Annotated in this window: 17 protein-coding genes; 11 read left to right on the forward strand and 6 right to left on the reverse strand. The window is 69.4% G+C overall.

What is annotated here, in order from left to right:
- Positions 1 to 131 precede the first annotated feature (131 nt).
- Complete coding sequence (locus AC07EQ_RS09865) at positions 132 to 1,154, reverse strand: Lrp/AsnC family transcriptional regulator (protein ID WP_478387621.1); 1,023 nt, start codon at positions 1,152 to 1,154, stop codon at positions 132 to 134.
- A gap of 158 nt (positions 1,155 to 1,312) precedes the next feature.
- Between AC07EQ_RS09865 and AC07EQ_RS09870 the strand changes: the two genes are divergently transcribed.
- Positions 1,313 to 2,815 (forward strand): AbgT family transporter, encoded by a 1,503-nt coding sequence (locus tag AC07EQ_RS09870; protein ID WP_478387737.1) that lies wholly within the window; start codon positions 1,313 to 1,315, stop codon positions 2,813 to 2,815.
- 29 nt (positions 2,816 to 2,844) lie between these two features.
- Entirely contained in the window at positions 2,845 to 3,993 is a 1,149-nt protein-coding gene (locus AC07EQ_RS09875) for a M20 family metallopeptidase (RefSeq protein ID WP_478387622.1), read from the forward strand.
- A 42-nt stretch (positions 3,994 to 4,035) separates the two neighbouring features.
- On the opposite strand, the gene AC07EQ_RS09880 is transcribed toward AC07EQ_RS09875, so the two are convergent.
- Genes AC07EQ_RS09880 through AC07EQ_RS09890 form a run of 3 tightly spaced genes read right to left on the reverse strand, consistent with a single transcriptional unit; the run spans position 4,036 to position 6,888 of the window.
- Complete coding sequence (locus AC07EQ_RS09880) at positions 4,036 to 4,827, reverse strand: sugar phosphate isomerase/epimerase family protein (protein WP_478387623.1); 792 nt, start codon at positions 4,825 to 4,827, stop codon at positions 4,036 to 4,038.
- 7 nt (positions 4,828 to 4,834) lie between these two features.
- Positions 4,835 to 5,758, reverse strand: coding sequence for a sugar phosphate isomerase/epimerase family protein (locus AC07EQ_RS09885; RefSeq protein ID WP_478387624.1), 924 nt, complete (start codon positions 5,756 to 5,758; stop codon positions 4,835 to 4,837).
- Positions 5,758 to 6,888, reverse strand: coding sequence for a Gfo/Idh/MocA family protein (locus AC07EQ_RS09890; protein ID WP_478387625.1), 1,131 nt, complete (start codon positions 6,886 to 6,888; stop codon positions 5,758 to 5,760). Before AC07EQ_RS09890 ends, AC07EQ_RS09885 begins: the two co-directional genes overlap by 1 nt.
- A gap of 160 nt (positions 6,889 to 7,048) precedes the next feature.
- Here AC07EQ_RS09890 and AC07EQ_RS09895 point away from each other — a divergent pair, with 160 nt between their 5' ends.
- The 8 genes from AC07EQ_RS09895 (at position 7,049) to AC07EQ_RS09930 (ending at position 14,287) form a co-directional block, all read left to right on the forward strand.
- On the forward strand, positions 7,049 to 8,284 hold the full coding sequence (locus AC07EQ_RS09895) for an ROK family transcriptional regulator (RefSeq protein ID WP_478387626.1): 1,236 nt from the start codon (positions 7,049 to 7,051) through the stop codon (positions 8,282 to 8,284).
- A 94-nt stretch (positions 8,285 to 8,378) separates the two neighbouring features.
- Positions 8,379 to 9,662: an ABC transporter substrate-binding protein gene (locus AC07EQ_RS09900; RefSeq protein ID WP_478387627.1), complete on the forward strand. Its 1,284-nt coding sequence runs from the start codon at positions 8,379 to 8,381 to the stop codon at positions 9,660 to 9,662.
- Positions 9,663 to 9,669: 7 nt separating this feature from the next.
- Positions 9,670 to 10,587 (forward strand): carbohydrate ABC transporter permease, encoded by a 918-nt coding sequence (locus AC07EQ_RS09905; RefSeq protein WP_478387628.1) that lies wholly within the window; start codon positions 9,670 to 9,672, stop codon positions 10,585 to 10,587.
- Positions 10,588 to 10,682: 95 nt separating this feature from the next.
- Entirely contained in the window at positions 10,683 to 11,480 is a 798-nt protein-coding gene (locus tag AC07EQ_RS09910; protein WP_478387738.1) for a carbohydrate ABC transporter permease, read from the forward strand.
- A 28-nt stretch (positions 11,481 to 11,508) separates the two neighbouring features.
- On the forward strand, positions 11,509 to 12,594 hold the full coding sequence (locus tag AC07EQ_RS09915; RefSeq protein WP_478387629.1) for a Gfo/Idh/MocA family protein: 1,086 nt from the start codon (positions 11,509 to 11,511) through the stop codon (positions 12,592 to 12,594).
- The gene (locus AC07EQ_RS09920) at positions 12,591 to 13,337 is read left to right on the forward strand and encodes a ThuA domain-containing protein (protein ID WP_478387630.1); all 747 of its coding nucleotides are present in this window, start codon (positions 12,591 to 12,593) and stop codon (positions 13,335 to 13,337) included. The genes AC07EQ_RS09915 and AC07EQ_RS09920 overlap by 4 nt, the downstream gene beginning before the upstream one ends.
- 213 nt (positions 13,338 to 13,550) lie before the next feature.
- Positions 13,551 to 14,015 (forward strand): hypothetical protein, encoded by a 465-nt coding sequence (locus AC07EQ_RS09925; protein ID WP_478387631.1) that lies wholly within the window; start codon positions 13,551 to 13,553, stop codon positions 14,013 to 14,015.
- Positions 14,016 to 14,017: 2 nt separating this feature from the next.
- A complete protein-coding gene (locus AC07EQ_RS09930) occupies positions 14,018 to 14,287 on the forward strand; it encodes a hypothetical protein (protein WP_478387739.1) in 270 nt (89 codons plus the stop codon).
- A gap of 201 nt (positions 14,288 to 14,488) precedes the next feature.
- Here the strand turns inward: AC07EQ_RS09930 and AC07EQ_RS09935 are convergent, their stop codons facing one another.
- Together AC07EQ_RS09935 and AC07EQ_RS09940 are read right to left on the reverse strand one after the other, a co-directional pair.
- The gene (locus AC07EQ_RS09935; RefSeq protein WP_478387632.1) at positions 14,489 to 15,511 is read right to left on the reverse strand and encodes a PQQ-dependent sugar dehydrogenase; all 1,023 of its coding nucleotides are present in this window, start codon (positions 15,509 to 15,511) and stop codon (positions 14,489 to 14,491) included.
- 92 nt (positions 15,512 to 15,603) lie between these two features.
- Positions 15,604 to 16,527, reverse strand: coding sequence for an oxygenase MpaB family protein (locus AC07EQ_RS09940; protein ID WP_478387633.1), 924 nt, complete (start codon positions 16,525 to 16,527; stop codon positions 15,604 to 15,606).
- 134 nt (positions 16,528 to 16,661) lie between these two features.
- Here AC07EQ_RS09940 and AC07EQ_RS09945 point away from each other — a divergent pair, with 134 nt between their 5' ends.
- Positions 16,662 to 17,237: a TetR/AcrR family transcriptional regulator gene (locus AC07EQ_RS09945; RefSeq protein WP_478387634.1), complete on the forward strand. Its 576-nt coding sequence runs from the start codon at positions 16,662 to 16,664 to the stop codon at positions 17,235 to 17,237.
- Positions 17,238 to 17,245 lie beyond the last annotated feature (8 nt).

Below are 17,245 nucleotides of genomic sequence, written 5' to 3' on the forward strand. Positions count from 1 at the left end.
TTTCCCTTTTGTTTTTCACCGCGTCCCCCTTTCCCCCCCCCCCCCCGCTTGTCCGGGCGACAAACCCTACCAGGGGGGGGTGTTCGTCCGGGAAAAAACAGAAAAAAACCCCCACGACCATCGGGCGGCGATCAGGGGTGCGGTGGCAGGACGGCGTGCACTCGGTCTCCGAGGAGCACGTCGTTGTCGCGGTCGATCCACTGGCGGCGCAGGACCGCGAGCGCCGTCGACATGTTGAGGCCGTTGATGCCGGGGAGCGCGCCGATGTCTTCGGTCACGAACCGGGACAGGTGGTCTTCGTCGCGGAACACCGCGTGATGGGTGATCGATGCCGGTCCGGCGGTCATCACGGTGAACCGTGCGGACGGCTTCGCGCCCAGGGCGCCGAGCACAGCAGGGACGTGCTGCGGTTGAACATCGAGGGAGATCAGCGCCGTGAGGGGGAAGCCGAGGACGGCGGGTTCGATCTCCACCCGGGGACGGGCGGCACCTGCTTCCAGCACCGACTGGATCATCCGGTACGCGGTCGACCGGCTGACGTCGAGTTCACGGGCGGCTTGTGCCGCGGAGATCCGGCCGTCGTCGACGAGCAGGCGCAGCGTGTTGAACTCGGCCTCGTTGAGCGGTCCGACACTCTCTGGTGGCGAGCTGGGGTCGGCGTCGGCGTGCTCGCGCAGCGCAGCAGTTTGCTCGTCGGTGAGCCGGTTCAGGTGCCACGACACGGCCTGACGCGCCGTGCGCAGCACGAGATGCGACTGGATGGACGCGATGCCCGGTATTGCGGGCAGCGTGTGGGTCAGCAGGCGGCGCAGGTCGGTTCCCACCAGCGGGTAGATGGTGCAGTAGATATCCGCGTTTCCACTGATGATCATGATGGACTGGGCCTCCGGTACCTCCTGGATCGCTGCCGCGACGCCAGAGGTCCTGCCCGGCTCGCACTTGATCCACACCACGTAGGGGTTGGCGGTGAGGATCAGCGACCAGTGCACGGTGGAGATGAAGCGCAGGAGTCGGCTCTCCAGCAGCCGCTGTATTCGTCGGCCGACCGTGCTGGCCGAGGTGCCCAGGACCTCCGCAACGGTGTTCAGCGGCGCCCGGGGCGTGAGTTGCAGCGCGGCCACCAGATCGAGGTCCGCGTCATCCAGTGTTTGCAAAGCCTCTCCTCGTGTTGAACGATTCGCCCGTTGACATCGTCTAGTTGACACAAGCCTGCACAGGAATATTAGATGCAGGATCAAATCACCGTTTTACGAAAGCGGAGGGGTCCTTGACCGAGGTGACTACGCGACGACGTTCGGTGACGTCGTTGGTGATGCGCGTGCTCGACGTGGTGGACCGGGTCGGGAACAAGCTGCCGCATCCCTTCTGGCTCTTCGTGATCCTGAGCGCGGTGGTGGTGCTGGCGAGCTGGCTCCTGGCCGCGCTCGGCGTCTCCGCGATCTCCCCGGTGGACGGCAAGGAGGTCGGGGTCAAGAGCCTCGTCTCCGGCGCCGGGGTCCAGATGATGCTCGGCGACCTGATCAAGAACTTCGTGAACTTCCCGCCGCTCGGGATGATCGTGGTGGTCATGCTCGGCGTGGCCATCGCGGACAAGACCGGGCTGCTCGCGGCGATGATGCGGGCCGCGCTGGCCAGGGTGCCCGCCGGACTGGTCACCTTCTCCGTCGCGCTGACCTCGATGTTCGCCCACCTGGCCTCGGATGCCGCGTTCGTGGTGATGATCCCGCTCGGCATGATCGTGTTCCGGGCCGTGGGCCGCAGCCCGATCATCGGCGCGGTCGTGGCCTACGTCGCCGTCGGCGGCGCCAGCAGCATCAGCCCGGTGATCGAGGCGTCGGACGCGGTCTTCGCCGGCCTCACCACGTCGGCCGCGCACACCATCGACCCGGACTACCTGGTCACCCCGGTGTCCAACTACTACTTCTCGGCGGCGTCCTCGCTGCTGCTGGCGGTCTCGATCACCGTGGTGACCGAGCTCGTCGTCACCCGCCGGGTCGCCGCGATGAACGCCGTCGAGCCGGAGCTGACCGATGTCGACGAGCTGCCCGACATGTCCCTGTCCGCCGCCGAGCGCACCGGGGTGCGGCGGGCGCTGATCGCCGCGGCGCTCTTCCTCGCCGCGGTGGTGCTCGCCGTGCTGCCGAGCGGCTCGCCGCTGCGCGGCGAGGGCGGCTCCATCGTGGACTCCCCGCTGATGGAGAACGTCGCGGTGATCATGATGCTGTTCTTCATGGTCATCGGCACCGTCTACGGCCTGACGGTGAAGACCATCAGCTCGGCCAAGGACTTCCCGGAGCTGATGGGCCAGGGGCTGCGCGAACTGGTCCCGGTGCTGGTGCTGTTCTTCGCGGTCTCGCAGTTCCTCGCGTACTTCAAGTGGACCAACATCGGCCAGGTCATCGCGATCTCCGGCGCCGGGGTGCTCGACTCGATCGACGCGCCGCCCGTGGTGATCTTCGTGAGCGCGGTGCTGCTGATCAGCGCGCTGAACCTGCTGCTCACCAGTGGCTCGGCGATGTGGGCGCTGGTCGCCCCGGTGCTGGTGCCGATGCTGATGCTGCTGGACATCCACCCGGAGACCACTCAGGCCCTGTTCCGCGTCGCCGACGCGCCGACCAACAGCCTCACGCCGATGAGCCCGTACTTCGTCATCGCGCTCGGATTCATCCGCCGCTACCGCCCGTCCGCCGGGATCGGCACCCTGATGTCGCTCGTGCTGCCGCTGGCGCTGGTCAACCTGTGCATCTGGGTCCTGATGTTCCTGGCCTGGTACGCGCTCGGCATCCCGCTCGGCCCCGGCGTTCCCGTCCGATGAACCACCCCCAACGCAGGAAGGCGCACGATTTGTCCGCGAAGCCGTTGTCCACGTGGTGCCGAGACCGGCTGGACGAGCTGCTCGGCGATGTGTCGATGCTGGTGCACCACGAGTCGCCGAGCAGCGAAAAAGCGTTGCTGGACAAGACAGCCGACTCGATCACGACGTGGCTGCGGGACCGGCTCGGCGCACCGTCGGAGCTCACGCGGCACGAACACGCCGAGCACGGCGACCTGCTGGAGGTGACCTACGCCGGCTCCACCGAAGCGCCCGTGCTCATGATCGGCCACTACGACACCGTCTGGCCCGCGGGAACCGTGGACGGGTGGCCGTTCGCCGTGCGGGAGGACGGGACGGCGACCGGGCCGGGCATCTACGACATGAAGACCGGCCTCGTCACCGGAGTCTGGGCGCTGCTGGCGCTGCGCGCGTTCGACCTGCCGTGCCCGACCGTCCGGTTCATGTTCAACGGCGACGAAGAACTCGGCAGCCCGATGTCCCGCCCCCACATCGAACGCGCGGCGCCGGACTGCTCGGCGACGCTGGTGCTGGAGCCGGGCGTCGGCTGGGACGTCAAGGCGGAGCGCAAGGGCGTCGGGATCTTCACCGTCACCGCGCACGGTGTCGAGGCCCACTCCGGGAACAACGCCACCGACGGCGCCAGCGCGGTCCACGCGCTCGCCGACATCATCCACCGGCTCGCCGGCGAAGCCGACCACGAGCGCGGCACCACGATCAACGTCGGCACGATGAGCGGCGGCACCGCCCGCAACGTCATCGCGGGCAGGGCGAGCTGCCTCGTCGACATCCGGATCAGCGACCAGGCCGAGGCCGGCCGGATCGACGCGGTCTTCGCCGGGCTCCGCGCCGGTGACCCGCGGGTGCGGGTGGAGGTCGACGGGAAGTGGAGTCGCCCGCCCATGCGGCTCACCCCGGAGAGCAGGCGGCTGTTCGGCCTCGCCGACGAGGTCGCCGCGTCCGTGCGCGCGCCGCTGGAACCGATCAGCGTCGGAGGCGGCAGCGACGCGAACTTCGTTTCCGCACTGGGCCTTCCGGTGCTCGACGGGCTCGGCGCCAGCGGCGACGGCGCGCACGCGCTGCACGAGCACGTGATCGTCGACGACATCCCGGACCGCGTCGCACTCGTCGCCGGACTGCTGCGGCGAATCGCCGGGTGAGCCGGTGCGGGCTTGGCTCCGCTGCCAAACCCGCATCGGCCGCTAGCGGGCCCAGCGGGAATGGCCCTCGTTCACCAGGATGCTGGCATTGGTGGCGAGGAGTTCGAACGGGTCGAGTTCGGTGGAGTCGATTTCGGCCACGTGCCAACGGATTCCTGATGCGCCGCGGAGCGCTGCGGCGATGTCGACCTTTCCGGTGCCGATCGGCGTCTGGGGCGCTCCGGGCAGGGCCGGGCCGTCCTTGAGGTGGACCGCGACCGCCCGGGGGCCCAGGGAGGCCAGGACCGACGCCGGATCGGCACCCGCCGCGACCGCCCAGTAGACGTCGAGTTCCGCGAGGACGCCGTCGCCCGCGCGGGACCAGAAGCGGTCGTAGCCCGTGGTGCCGTCCGGGAGTCCGGCCCATTCGAACCAGTGGTTGTGGTAGCCCAGGCGCAGGTCGCCCGAGGCCGATTCGGCGGCCGCGGTCAGGGCCCCGGCGAGGGCGTCGACCCGGGCCGGGTCCGCGAAGGTCTCCTCGCCGAAGCCGGGGACCAAGCGCGGATGCGGGACGAACGCCGTGTCGGCACCCAGGATCGCGCACTCCTCCACCAGTTCCGCCACGTCGCCGGGCAACCCGGCGTGCACCGCCGACACCGCCAGGCCCGCCGCGTCGAGGGCGGCGCGCAGGGCGCGGGCCTCGGCCAGGCGATCGGCGAGTGGTTTGTCCGGGGAGCCGAGGCCGAACGGCTCGACATAGCGGAAGCCGGTCTCGGCCAGCCGCGCCAGGGTCGCGTGCCGGTCGGCCGCCAGTTGTTCGCGGACGCTGTAGAGCTGCACGGAAAGCAAGGCCACCTCCGGCTCAGCCGACGATCAGCGGGCGCAGGGTCCGGTGCGCGATGTTCAGGCCCTGGGTGATGCGCTCGTCGTCGCCGCCCCACACCGGGTCCTCGTGCTCCACCGACAGCGTGCCGGTGAAACCGTGCTCGTAGAGCCGGTCCACGACGCGCGCCCAGTCGACCTGGCCCAGGCCCGGCACGCGGTAGCGCCACCAGCCCATGTCCCAGGGGTTGCCGCCCTTGTCCACCTTGCCGAAGAAGCCGTAGCGCTGCCGCGCCGCCGGGTCCAGCTCCACGTCCTTGGCCTGGGCGTGCACGATGCGGTCGATGTAGGGCGCGATGGTCTCGACCGGGTCGATGCCGATCCACGTCAGGTGCGACGGATCCCAGTTCAGGTACAGGCCGAGGCCGAACATCCACTCCCACAGCTCCGGCGAGTACGCCAGGTTGCCGGGATAGCCGTCCGGGTGCCAGCCCTCCATCACGCAGTTCTCGACGATGATCTTCACGTCGCGCTCGCCCGCGTACTCGACGAGTTCCGGCAGCACCCGTTCCGCTTCGGCGAGGTTGTCGGCCACCGGCTTCGTCCAGTCGCGGCCCACGAACGTGCCGACGTAGGGCACGCCGAGCGCCTGCGCCGCGTCGATCGCGTGCTTGAGGTGCGTGCGGATCTCCTCGCGCCGCGCCGGGTCCGGGTGGAGGTTGTTCTCGTAGTAGGCGAACGCCGACAGCGCCAGGCCGTGCTTGTCGAACAGCGCGAGGGTCTCGTCGACCTCGCGCGGGCCGAAGTCGGCCACCGGCAGGTGCGCGGCCTCGAAGTCGCGGCCGCCGGTGCCCGGCCAGACGGCGACTTCCAGCGCTTCGTACCCGGCCTGCGCGGCCCAGCCGGCGATCCGGTCCAGCGTCCACTGTGGAAGACACGCGGTGAGCATTCCGAGCTGCATCATCACACCTTCGTCCAGGAACCGTTGTGGGCGGAGCGGAGGACGGCGTCGACCAGCCGGGCCGATCGCAGGCCGTCCTCGAACGTGGGCAGCCCTTCCGGGCTGCCGCCGTCGATCGCGGCGTAGGTGTCCGCGACGAACGCTTCGAAGCACTGCGCGTACCCCTGCGCGTGCCCGGCGGGCAGTTTCGACAACCGGCGCTGCTCGGGCGAGCCGTGCTCGGGGTCGCGGACCAGGATGCGGTTGCCGTCCGCGCCGCCGAGCCAGATCCGCTCGGGCTCCTCCTGGTCGAACACCGCGCTGCCCAGCGCGCCGTCCAGCTCGAACCACAGCCGGTTCTTCCGGCCCGCGGCGACCTGCGAGATCGTCGCCGAGCCGAGCACGCCGGCGGCGGTGCGCAGCAGCAGCGCGGCCGAATCCTCGGTGCGGACCTCGACCCGCTCGCCCGCGACCTCGGTGGGTCCGGCGAAGGTCGGCCCGGCCGCCGCCGGACGGGTCGGGACCACAATGGACAGCTCCGCGAGCACGTCCGTGAACGTCTCGCCGGAAACCCACTGGACCAGGTCGCACCAGTGCGACCCGATGTCGGCGAACGCCCGCGACGGCCCGCCGAGTTCCGGATCGACCCGCCAGCTCGACGCGTCCGGCGAGAGCATCCAGTCCTGCAGGTAGCTGCCGTGCAGCAGGTTCCAGGCGCCGAACTCGCCGGCCTGCCGCCGGGCGCGGATCTCCCGCACCACCGGGTGGTAGCGGTAGACGAACGGAACCGACGCCACCAGGCCGCTCCCCGCCGCCGCGGCGGTCATCCGCTCGGCCTCCGCCGTCGAAATGCCCAGCGGCTTCTCGCAGATCACGTGCTTTCCGGCGCGCAGGGCGGCTTCCGCGAACGGCGCGTGCGTGGCGTTCGGCGTGCAGACGTGGACCACGTCGACGCGGTCGTCGGCCAGCACCTCGGCGAGGTCCTGGTACGCGGCCACGCCCCAGCCCGCCGCCACCTGCTTCGAACGCTGCGGGGACGACGCCAGGACGCCGACCACCTCGGCACCCGCGAGGATCGCCGCGCGGCGGTGCACGTCGCCGATCATCCCGGCGCCCAGGATCGCCACGCCTCGCCCGGAAGGTGCAGGGCTCACGAGGAGCCTCCTTCGGTTGGAACTGTTGACAACTACGGGTGTCTCACGCCCGATTTTCGTCGCGGTCAAAACTAGATCGCAGGTTTTAAGCCGGCAAGATCTGTGATTTATTTTCTTTTCGGTCATTAATCGAACGCATGGCACGACGGGAGCAGCGACGATGGGGTGGGAACCGGTCCGGTTGGCGGTGCCGAGGACATCCGGGCGGGCCGACGGCAACCTGGTGCACAGCGGGCTGGCCCGGCTGATCGCGTCGGGAGCAGCGGAAACGCGGGTCGAACTGGTGCGCGCCACCGGGCTCGCACGGTCCACGGTCAACAGCCACCTCGACGCGTTGATCGCGGCCGGCGTGGTCGTCGAGCGCGGCCCGGTGGGCAGCGGCGGGCGCGGCCGGCCCGCGCACCGGCTGGCGATCGCGCCGCGCGCCGGCGTCGTGCTGGCCGCCGACGTCGGCGTGCACAGCACCCGGCTGGCGGTCGCCGACCTGGGTCAGGACGTGCTCGCCGAGCGGCAGGTGGCGCTGGACATCGCCGACGGCCCGGAGCATTCGCTGGACGTGCTCACCAAGCACCTGCACGACCTGCTGGGCGACTGCGAGGTCGCGCGGGACGAGGTGAAGGCGCTGGTGATGGGCCTGCCGGGGCCGGTAGATCCGCGGCTGGGCATGCCGGTGCGGCCGCCGATCATGCCCGGCTGGGACGGCTTCCCGGTCGGCGACGCGATGGCCGAGCGGTTCGCCTGCACGGCGTCGGTGGACAACGACGTGAACCTGATGGCCCTCGGCGAGGCCCGCGCCCTCCCGCCGGAGGAATCTCCCCTGCTGTTCCTGAAGATCGGCACCGGCATCGGCGGCGGCATCGTGTCCGCCGGCGGGGAGCTGCACCGTGGCTCCGACGGCGCGGCGGGCGACATCGGGCACATCCGGGTGCCCGGCGCGGACGACGTGGTCTGCCAGTGCGGCAACGTCGGCTGCGTGGAGGCCGTCGCGTCGGCCGAAGCGGTGATCCGGGAACTGCGCACCGAGGAAGGCGGCCCGCAGAGCACCGAGGACCTCGCGCGGCTGTTACGCGACGGCGATGCGACGGCCGTGCGCCAGGTCCGCTCCGCGGCCGCGACGATCGGCGAGGTGGTGGCGATGCTGGTGCACTTCTACAACCCGAAGCGGATCGTCCTCGGTGGACTCATCACCGCCGCCGGCGACGACATGCTCGCCGGCATCCGCAGCGTCGTCTACCGGCGCGCGCTGCCGCTGGCCACCCGTAACCTGTCGCTGGTCAGCAGCGCGCTGGGCCGCTCCGCCGGCCTCGCCGGCGCGGTGGTGGCCGGGATCGAAGACGTGCTGTCGCCGGACGGGATCCACCGGCTGATGCTTGACACGCCGCATCCGCGCGGCTAACTATTTGAGCGTCTCACGCCGCAGTTCTGCCCCGGAACCGGGACGCCGACGCGCGATCCCGATGTCCCGAACCGCGAAGCGGAGATGATCATCGATGAGGCTGAGAAGCGCCGCGTCCCAAGCAATCGCCGTGACCACCGCGCTCGCGCTCGCCGGCTGCGCGGGCGGATCGCCCACCGGCCCGACCGCCGAGCAGGCGCCCGACGCGAAGGTCGTCGAACCGGCCGCCGCGCAGGGCGCCGCGGGCGAGGTGACCGCCTGCGGCATCCGGGACACCGGGGTGTTCAAGACGCTGACGGAATCCTTCAACGCCAAGGGAACCGGCGTCACCACCCGCTACGTCGAGCTCGGCCAGGACACCGACGCCGCGCGGGCGCAGGCCATCCAGCGCCTCGAAGGCGGCTCGTCCGAGTGCGACGTCTACCTGATGGACGTCACCTGGGTCAGCGAGTGGGCCGCGCAGGGCTGGGTGCAGGACCAGACCAAGCTGGTCGAGCAGCGCAAGGACGGCTTCATCCCGTCCACATTGGAAACCTCGCGCTACGCGGACCGCTACTGGGCCACGCCGTTCTACACGAACGCGGGCCTGGTGTTCTACCGCAACGACCGGGTTCCGCCGCCGACCAGCTGGAAGCAGGTGTACGAGCAGGCGAAGCAGGACCCGCAGAACAAGGTCGAGATCCAGGCCAAGCAGTACGAGGGCCTCACGGTGAACTTCCTCGAAATGCTGTACTCCGCGGGCGGTTCCGTGCTCGACGAGAACGGCACCATCACCATCGACTCGCCGCAGACCCGCGCGGTGCTGAACCTGATGGCCGACGGTGTGAAATCCGGCGCCGTCGACCGCGCCTCGCTGACCTACGACGAGGACGCCTCGCGGCGCGCCTACGAATCCGGCGCCGCTGGCCACCTCCGCCAGTGGCCCAGCGCGTACAAGCTGATCCAGCAGACCGCCGCCGGGCCGGCCACCGCCGTCGCGCCGCTGCCCGCGTTCGACGAGAACAGCAAGCCGTCGGCCGTGCTGGGCGGCTGGAACTGGGCCATCGCCGCCGCCTCCGACAACGTCGGCGGGGCCGTGGCGTTCATCGACCACGCCACCGGCCCGGAGTTCCAGAAGACGATGGCCGTCAAGCACGCCCAGGCGCCCGTCGTGGCGAGCACCTACGACGACCCCGAGGTGCAGGCCAAGATCCCGTTCATCACGCAGCTGAAGCAGTCCGTGATCAGCGCCAAGCCGCGGCCGAAGTCGCCGGTGTACGCGCAGATCTCGAAGGCGATCAACAGCAACGTCTACCCGGTGCTGGCCGGGCAGGTCGACGTGGAGACCGCCGTGCAGAAGATGGCGGCGGACATCAAGACCGCACAGGAAACCTTCTAGGGGCGTCATGACCACGTTGACGCCGAAGAAGCAGCGCGTCGACCACCAGCAGCGGCGCACCGCCGTGCTGATGGTCGCGCCCGCGCTGGTCGTCATGTTCCTGGTGGCGGCGGTCCCGATCGGCTACGCGATCTGGCTGTCGCTGAACGTCTACAGCGTGCGGCAGGCCGGCCTGTCGAAGTTCGTCGGCCTGGGCAACTACCTGGAGGCGCTGGCGTCCCCGGCCTGGTGGCACGCCTTCGGGCAGACGTTCCTGTTCGCGATCGTCTCGGTGGGCCTGGAAGTGGTGCTCGGGGTCGCGATGGCGCTGCTGCTCAACATGGCCTTCCGCGGCCGGGGCCTGCTCCGCTCCACGCTGCTCATCCCCTACGCCGTGCTGACCGTGGTCAGCGCCATCACCTGGCAGGCCATGTTCGAGTCGAACCTCGGCCTGGTGACCGGGATCCTGCGCGGGCTGGGGCTGCCCGGCGGCGACATGGTGTGGCTGGCCGAGCCGGGCTACGCCATGGCGGTGATCATCGTCGCCGACGTCTGGAAGACCGCGCCGTTCGTGGCGCTGCTCGTGCTGGCGGGCCTGCAGGTCATCCCCGCCGACGTCTACGAGGCCGCCGACCTCGACGGCGCCGGCCGGTGGCAGACGTTCTGGCACGTCACGCTGCCGCTGCTGCGCCCGGCGATCGCGCTCGCCGCGATCTTCCGGCTGCTGGACGCGCTGCGCATCTTCGACCTGCCGTTCGTGCTCACCAAGGGCGCCAACGGGACGCAGACGATGTCCATGCTCGCTTACCAGGAACTCCGCGAGGGCAGGCTGATCGGGCAGGGCTCGGCGCTGTCCATCCTGACCTTCTGCACCGTGATGGCGGTGTCACTGGTGTACATCCGCTTCGCCGGGGGCAACATCCGCGACGTCTCCAGGGAGAACTGATGGCGATGGTCCTCGAAACCCCGAAACCCGCCCCACCGCGGCCCGCGCCCCGGCAGCGCGGGCAGGCGGACCGGAACAGGTTGCGGCCGGTGACGATGGTGTTCGTCGCGCTGGTCATGCTGGGCTCGCTGGTACCGTTCTACTGGCTGATCAACACGTCGCTGAAGACCGGCGCCGACCTGTCCTCGGGCAGCCTCTACCCCACCGATCCGTCGCTGCAGAACTACCTCGACGTCATCCACAACGGCAACTTCCTGACCGCACTGGGGAATTCGGTGCTGGTCGGCGTCGTCACCACGACGCTGGCGCTGCTGTTCGCGTCGTTCGCCGCGTACGCACTGGCGCGCCTGAAGCTGCCGCGCAAGGGCCTGATCCTGGGCCTCGTCCTGTCCGTCACCACGTTCCCGGTCATCGCGATCGCCGCGCCGATGTTCAAGATCTGGAGCGACATCGGCCTCTACGACACGCTGGCCGGGCTGATCATCCCGAAGCTCACCTTCGCGCTGCCGATGGCGATCTTCGTGCTCACCTCGTTCTTCCGCGAAATCCCGTTCGAACTGGAGGAATCGGCGCTGATCGACGGGGCCACGCCGTTCCAGGCGTTCCGCAAGATCATCCTCCCGCTGGCGGTACCGGGCCTGGCCACCACGGCGATCCTGGTGTTCATCTCGGTGTGGAACGAGTTCCTGCTCGCCGTCACGCTCACCTCCACCCCGGCGGCGCGGACCGTCCCGGTCGCCATCGCGTTCTTCGCCGGCACCAACGAGTTCGAGCAACCGATCGGCACCATCAGCGCGGCCTCGGTGCTGGTCACCATCCCGCTGCTGGTGGTGGTGCTGATCTTCCAGAAGCGCATCGTCGCCGGCCTCACCGCCGGCGCCATCAAGGGCTGAACCCACCTCTCACGAAGGAGTCCCGTTCATGAGTGACCCCACGCTTCGGGTCGGAGTCATCGGTATCGGCTGGGCCGGCCAGCAGGCGCTCGCCGCCTACCAGGCGCTCCCGGACGTCGAGATCGTGGCGATCGCCGGGCAGGAGGCGGACCTGCTCGGCTCGCTCGGCGAGCAGTACGGCGCGAAGCACCTGTTCGAGAGCTGGGAGAAGCTCATCGAGCTGCCGGGCCTGGACGCGGTCAGCATCGCCGTCCCGACCTTCCTGCACGCGCCGATCGCCATCGCCGCGCTGAAGCGCGGCCTGCACGTGCTCAGCGAGAAACCGCTGGCGCGCAACGGCGTCGAGGGCCAGCAGATGGTGGACGCCGCGCGCTCGGCCGGTCGCGTGCTGGACATCGTGTTCAACCACCGGCTGCGGGGCGACATCCAGGCCCTCGGCGAGATCATCCACCGCGGCGACCTGGGCCGCCCGTACTACGCGAAGGCGTCCTGGATGCGGCGGCGCGGCATCCCGAAGCTGGGCAGCTGGTTCACCAACCAGGAGATGTCCGGCGGCGGCCCGCTGGCCGACATCGGCGTGCACGTGCTCGACTACTCGCTGTTCCTGCTCGGCGAGCCGCGCGTCACCTCGGTCAGCGCCGTCACCTACGCCGAGCTCGGGCATCGCGACATCGGCGAGATGAAGTGGAGCGCCAAGAACGAGGCCGCCTCGAAGTTCGAGGTCGAGGACTTCGCGGCGGCGTTCCTCCGCCTGGAGGGCGGCGGCACGCTCGTGCTGGAGACCTCGTGGGCGGCGTTCCGGGACCCGCTCGACCTGATCGACTTCAGCGTCCTGGGCACCGACGGCGGCGCCGAGCTGCGGGCCGTCGGCGCGACCAAGGCCAAGGTCGGCGACCTGCGCGTGTACCGGGACGTCGACGGCGAGATCGCGGACTACACCCCACCCGCCGAGCCGGGCCGCGCGCACGCCGGGGTCGTGGAGAACTTCGTCCGCGTACTGCGGAACCCGGACGAGTGGGCCGCCAACGACGGTTCCACCGCCCTGAAGCGCGCCCGGGTGATCGACGCCTGCTACCAGTCCGCCGCCGAGAAGAAAGAGATCACGGTCGAATGAGCCCGCTTCGCATCACCGTGTGGAACGAAAACGTCCACGAGTCCACACAGGACCCCGCTGGGATGGCCGAGTACTACCCCGGCGGCATCCACGGCGCCATCGCCGCCGGGATCGGCGAGCAACTGCCGGACGCGACGGTGCGCACCGCGCTGCTCAGCGACCCGGAGCACGGGCTGCCCGAGGAAGTGCTGGCCGACACCGACGTGCTGCTGTGGTGGGGCCACAGGGCACACGGGCAGGTCGACGACGAGGTGGTCGACCGGGTGCAGCGGCACGTGCTCGGCGGGATGGGCCTGCTGGTGCTGCACTCCGGGCACTTCTCCAAGATCTTCACCCGGCTGCTCGGCACCACCTGCTCGCTGAGCTGGCGCAACGCCGCCGAACGCGAGGTGGTGTGGACGGTCGACCCGACGCACCCGATCGCCGAAGGCGTGCCGAACCCGCTGGTGATCCCCGAGCAGGAGACCTACGGCGAGTTCTTCGACATCCCGGCGCCGGACGAGCTGATCTTCATCAGCTCCTTCACCGGCGGCGAGGTGTTCCGCTCGGGCGTGACGTTCAACCGGGGCCGCGGCCGGATCTTCTACTTCAGCCCCGGCGACGAGCGCTACCCGGTCTACAACCAGCCGGAGATCCGGCGCGTCCTGGCCAACGGAATCCGCTGGGCGGCCCAACCCGGAATCCCGCGCACCGCACCGAAGGTCTCCAACCCACCCCGCGACTGGTACCTCGCTTCCGAGTGAAGCGCGAAAGGCGCCTTTCACCAACGTGACTGGTGAAAGGCGCCTTTGACCTTCGCTTCCGCTTCCCTCGCAAGAACAGCCGACGGTACAAATGCGGCTTGCGCCGTGGTTGTTGGACATGGCTCGTAGCATGGGCGCTGACGTTGGTATCGGCGCTGAAAGGCAGTTGGCCCATATGCGCGAACTCGTGAAGCAACATGGCGGTGGCCCGGAATGACGACGTCCGCCAGGCCGGAGGTAACTGTCCAGCGGTTGACGCTCGACCGGTACGAGGTTCTGCTCAAGCTGGGCAAGTGGTTGTTCTTTGAGATCGTGTTCGCGCTGATTCCGCTCATCTTCAACTGGGCTACAAGCGTACTGCGCAACAAAGACCCCGACTGGGCCACCATCCTAGGACGCGGGGAACTTCTCCTAGTCGCAGTTGCCATCGTTGCCGCGGCGCTCGGTGATCTGGCCAATCGCGGCATGAACACTCGGCTTCGTGGCACGAAGCAGGTGATGTTCGGCGTTGGCTGCCTGGTCATCTGCGTCTCGACATGGTTGTACTCACAAGCAGCTGTCTTGCCAGGGCAGGATTCTGGGATCGACGCCAATAAGGTCGTCGTGATCTCGCTGGTTGTCGCGCCGACGGCAATGCTGCTCAGCCTGGCAAGCTCGATCGTGGCGGAGGTGAGGTGACGATGTGGCAGTTGGCCATCGCACTGACTACTAGCTTCATTGGCACTGCCGCGGCAGTTTGGGCAGCGACCACCGCCTGGTTGAGCGGTCGGCGGGACAGCGTCCGGATCACCATCAAAGACCAGGCCGGCAAAGAGAACGTCGTCGAGGTTCTGGGGAACCCGCGCGACGAGGACCTGCAGAAGATCATCGAAAGTCTGATCTCAACCGACGCCGACCGTGCACGCGCCGAACCAAACAAGCCGGAGAGCGACGGACCACTCGAACGATGAAACTCAGCACCAGACCTTACTGAAGTGGTCCTCCATCAGACCCGACACGGACCAGCGCTGCCGCCCGGACACTGGTCTCTCGCCAACCTCTCGGAAGCCGAACATCGTCTCCGACCGCCCAGGTTGGGCGTTGGCTCAGATCCGTATGCGGGCGGCCAGCTGCTCATGGCCCTTCCTCTGACCAGGCCCCTCGCCTCGTTGTCACGGGGTGATGCTGAGGATCTGGTCGTCGTCGGGGCCGGGGTTGCCGTTGTTGTCCTGGTTGGACGTGGTCACCCAGAGGGTGCCGTCCGGGGCCGCGACGGGCGTGCGCAGGCGGCCGTACTCGCCCTGGAACAGCGCCTTCGGCTCGCCCAAGGTGCCGTCGTCGGCGAGCGGGATCTGCCACAGGCGCTGGCCGCGCAGTGCCGCGACGTAGACGTTGCCCTGGTGGATGGCCAGGCCGCTGGGCGATGCCTCCGACGTCTTCCAGGTGACCAGCGGGTCCACGTACTCGTCGTTGCCGCAGGTGCCCTCGCACACCGGCCAGCCGTAGTTCTTGCCGCCCTCGATGCGGTTGACCTCGTCCCAGGTGTTCTGGCCCAGCTCCGCCGAGAACAGCCGCCCGGCCGAATCCCAGGCGAGGCCCTGCGGGTTGCGGTGGCCCATCGAGTAGACCACCGAGTCGCCGAACGGGTTGTCCGGCGCGGGCTTCCCGTCGGTCGTCATGCGCAGGATCTTGCCGTTGAGCGAGTTCACGTCCTGCGCGTTGTCCGGGTCCTGGGCGTCGCCGGTGGTGGCGTAGAGCATCCCGTCCGGGCCGAAGGCCAGCCGGCCACCGTTGTGGAACCGGTTCTTCTTGATGCCGGTCAGGATCGGCTGCGGTGCCTCGCCGAGGCGCAGCTTGGCGATCCGGTTGTCCTCGCTGGTGCTGTAGAAGACGAAGACCGTCTGGTCCGAGGCGAAGTCCGGCGACGCGGCGATGCCCATCAGGCCGCCCTCGCCGTCGGTCGGCTGGGAGTCCTCGATGCGCTGCACCTCGGCGACCTGTCCGTCCTTCAAGGACATGATCTGGCCGGTGTCGCGCTGGGTGAACAGCGCCGAGTCGTCGGGCAGGAACGCCAGGCCCCAGGGGATGTCGAGCCCGGTGGCGACCGGGGTGGCCTCGGCCGCCGAGGCGGTCGGCGGGAACACCAGCGCCGCTGCTGCGGCGCAGGCGATTAGCGCACTGGCACGACGGATCATCGCGCGGCCTCCTTCTGTCGGGGTGAGGCGGCGGATCACCAACAGCGATCCAAGCAAACCCCGACCACGCGCGATACCGCCGTGAGGAGGTATCAACCAATCGCCGGCGAGTAGTGGGTCGGATCGTCGCGCCGGTCGGGCGGCGGGAGGTTGTGGGGCGGGGTTTCGACCAGCGGGGCGTCAGCCGGGATTTCGCCGCGCTCGCGGCGCCATCCGGCGCGGGCGCGCGGGTGGTAGCGGAGGTCGAACGGGACCAGCTTCCAGGCGAGGCCGAGCGCGCGGCCGAGCACGCGCAGCAGCCGTGCGTCGCGGGAAGTCCAGCGGTAGCCGAGCTTTTCACGGATGGCGGGGTCGTAGACGCCGACGGTGAGCCAGACGAAGCCGCGGCTGATCGGGATGCGGGCGAGCCTCCACAGCGGATCCGGCAGCCACTTCATGGTGGGCGGCTTGCCGATGCGCGCGATGTCGAGCACGTCGCGGGTGGCCTTGTTGTCCTCCAACACGTTTCGGCACATGTGGTCCCAATAGCGCCGGAAGCTCGCCCAATCCGGCGGCACCGGGCGCATGCTCATGCCGTAGAGCCGGTACCACTGGACGCCTTCGGCGTAGACCTGCTCCTTCTGCGCCTCGGTGAGGGGCTTGCCGAAGTGCTCGTTGATCAGGATCGGCATCACCAGGAACGTCGAGTGCGCCCAGAAGTAGGTGTCGGGGTTCAGCGCGTGGTAGGGCCGGCCGTGCTTGTCGACGCCCTTGATCGTGTCGTGGTAGCCGCGCACCTGCCGGGCCGTTTCGCGGGCGCGCGGGCCGTCGTAGAGCACGCCGCCGATCGGGTACAGCGACCGGTAGAGCCGTTCCCAGCGCTCGTCGAAGAACCGCGAGTGCTCCTCGACGCCCGCGCCGAGCTGCGGGTGCATGTTCTGCATCGACCCGGCCCACAGCGCCAGCAGCAGCCCGCGCCAGTCGCCGAAGTAGCGCCACATCAGGGAATCGGGCCCCAGCGGGGTCGGCTCGGACATGGTGCTCCCTTCAAAACTGAGGACACCTGTATTCAAAATATGGCGGCCCCGGCAGGCCGTCAATCGTCCCTTCCGGGCCCGGAGCGGCAGGCAGTATTTGACCGATCGTTCTCGAACCGGGTAGCGTTCCGGCCGTGGCGAGGACCAAGGAATTCGACCCGGACGCGGTGCTCCAACGCGCACTGGAGCTGTTCTGGGAGCGCGGGTACGAGGCCACCTCCATGGCGGATCTCGTCGCACACCTGGGAATCGCGCGGGCGAGCATCTACGCCACCTACGGCGGCAAGCACGAGCTCTACCTGAAGGCCCTCGACCGGTACCTCCAGTTCCGGGACCCCAAGGTCGTGGAACGGCTGTCGCAGCCGGGCCCGGCGCTGCCCGCGCTGCGCGAGCTGCTGGACTCCTACATCGCCGAGACGCTGGCCGACCGGCGCGGCTGCATGGTGGTCAACGCGGCGGTCGAACTGGCGCCGCACGACCGGCAGGTGGCGCGCGGCGTCCATTCGAGCTGGGACGTGCTGGAAACCTCCCTGGCCTCGGCGCTGACCCGGGCCCGCGCGCAGGGCGAAGTCCCCGAGAGCTGCGATCCCCGCGCGGCGGCGCGGCTCATCCTGGTCGTGCTGCAGGGAATCCGGGTGCTCGGCCGGACCGACCCCGACCCCGGGCGCCTGCGCGACGCCGCCGAGCAGGCGCTGGCCTCGCTTCGCTGAACCTCCGG

The organism is Saccharopolyspora sp. NPDC045839, from assembly GCF_056431645.1.

Bases quoted from the DNA above. Each gene is read 5' to 3' on its own strand.
- AC07EQ_RS09870 (WP_478387737.1), top strand. From the start codon at position 1,313: ATGCGCGTGCTCGACGTGGTGGACCGGGTCGGGAACAAGCTGCCGCAT.
- AC07EQ_RS09885 (WP_478387624.1), bottom strand. From the start codon at position 5,758: ATGATGCAGCTCGGAATGCTCACCGCGTGTCTTCCACAGTGGACGCTG.
- AC07EQ_RS09895 (WP_478387626.1), top strand. From the start codon at position 7,049: ATGGGGTGGGAACCGGTCCGGTTGGCGGTGCCGAGGACATCCGGGCGG.
- AC07EQ_RS09900 (WP_478387627.1), top strand. From the start codon at position 8,379: ATGAGGCTGAGAAGCGCCGCGTCCCAAGCAATCGCCGTGACCACCGCG.
- AC07EQ_RS09905 (WP_478387628.1), top strand. From the start codon at position 9,670: ATGACCACGTTGACGCCGAAGAAGCAGCGCGTCGACCACCAGCAGCGG.
- AC07EQ_RS09910 (WP_478387738.1), top strand. From the start codon at position 10,683: ATGGTGTTCGTCGCGCTGGTCATGCTGGGCTCGCTGGTACCGTTCTAC.
- AC07EQ_RS09915 (WP_478387629.1), top strand. From the start codon at position 11,509: ATGAGTGACCCCACGCTTCGGGTCGGAGTCATCGGTATCGGCTGGGCC.
- AC07EQ_RS09920 (WP_478387630.1), top strand. From the start codon at position 12,591: ATGAGCCCGCTTCGCATCACCGTGTGGAACGAAAACGTCCACGAGTCC.
- AC07EQ_RS09925 (WP_478387631.1), top strand. From the start codon at position 13,551: ATGACGACGTCCGCCAGGCCGGAGGTAACTGTCCAGCGGTTGACGCTC.
- AC07EQ_RS09930 (WP_478387739.1), top strand. From the start codon at position 14,018: ATGTGGCAGTTGGCCATCGCACTGACTACTAGCTTCATTGGCACTGCC.
- AC07EQ_RS09935 (WP_478387632.1), bottom strand. From the start codon at position 15,511: ATGATCCGTCGTGCCAGTGCGCTAATCGCCTGCGCCGCAGCAGCGGCG.
- AC07EQ_RS09940 (WP_478387633.1), bottom strand. From the start codon at position 16,527: ATGTCCGAGCCGACCCCGCTGGGGCCCGATTCCCTGATGTGGCGCTAC.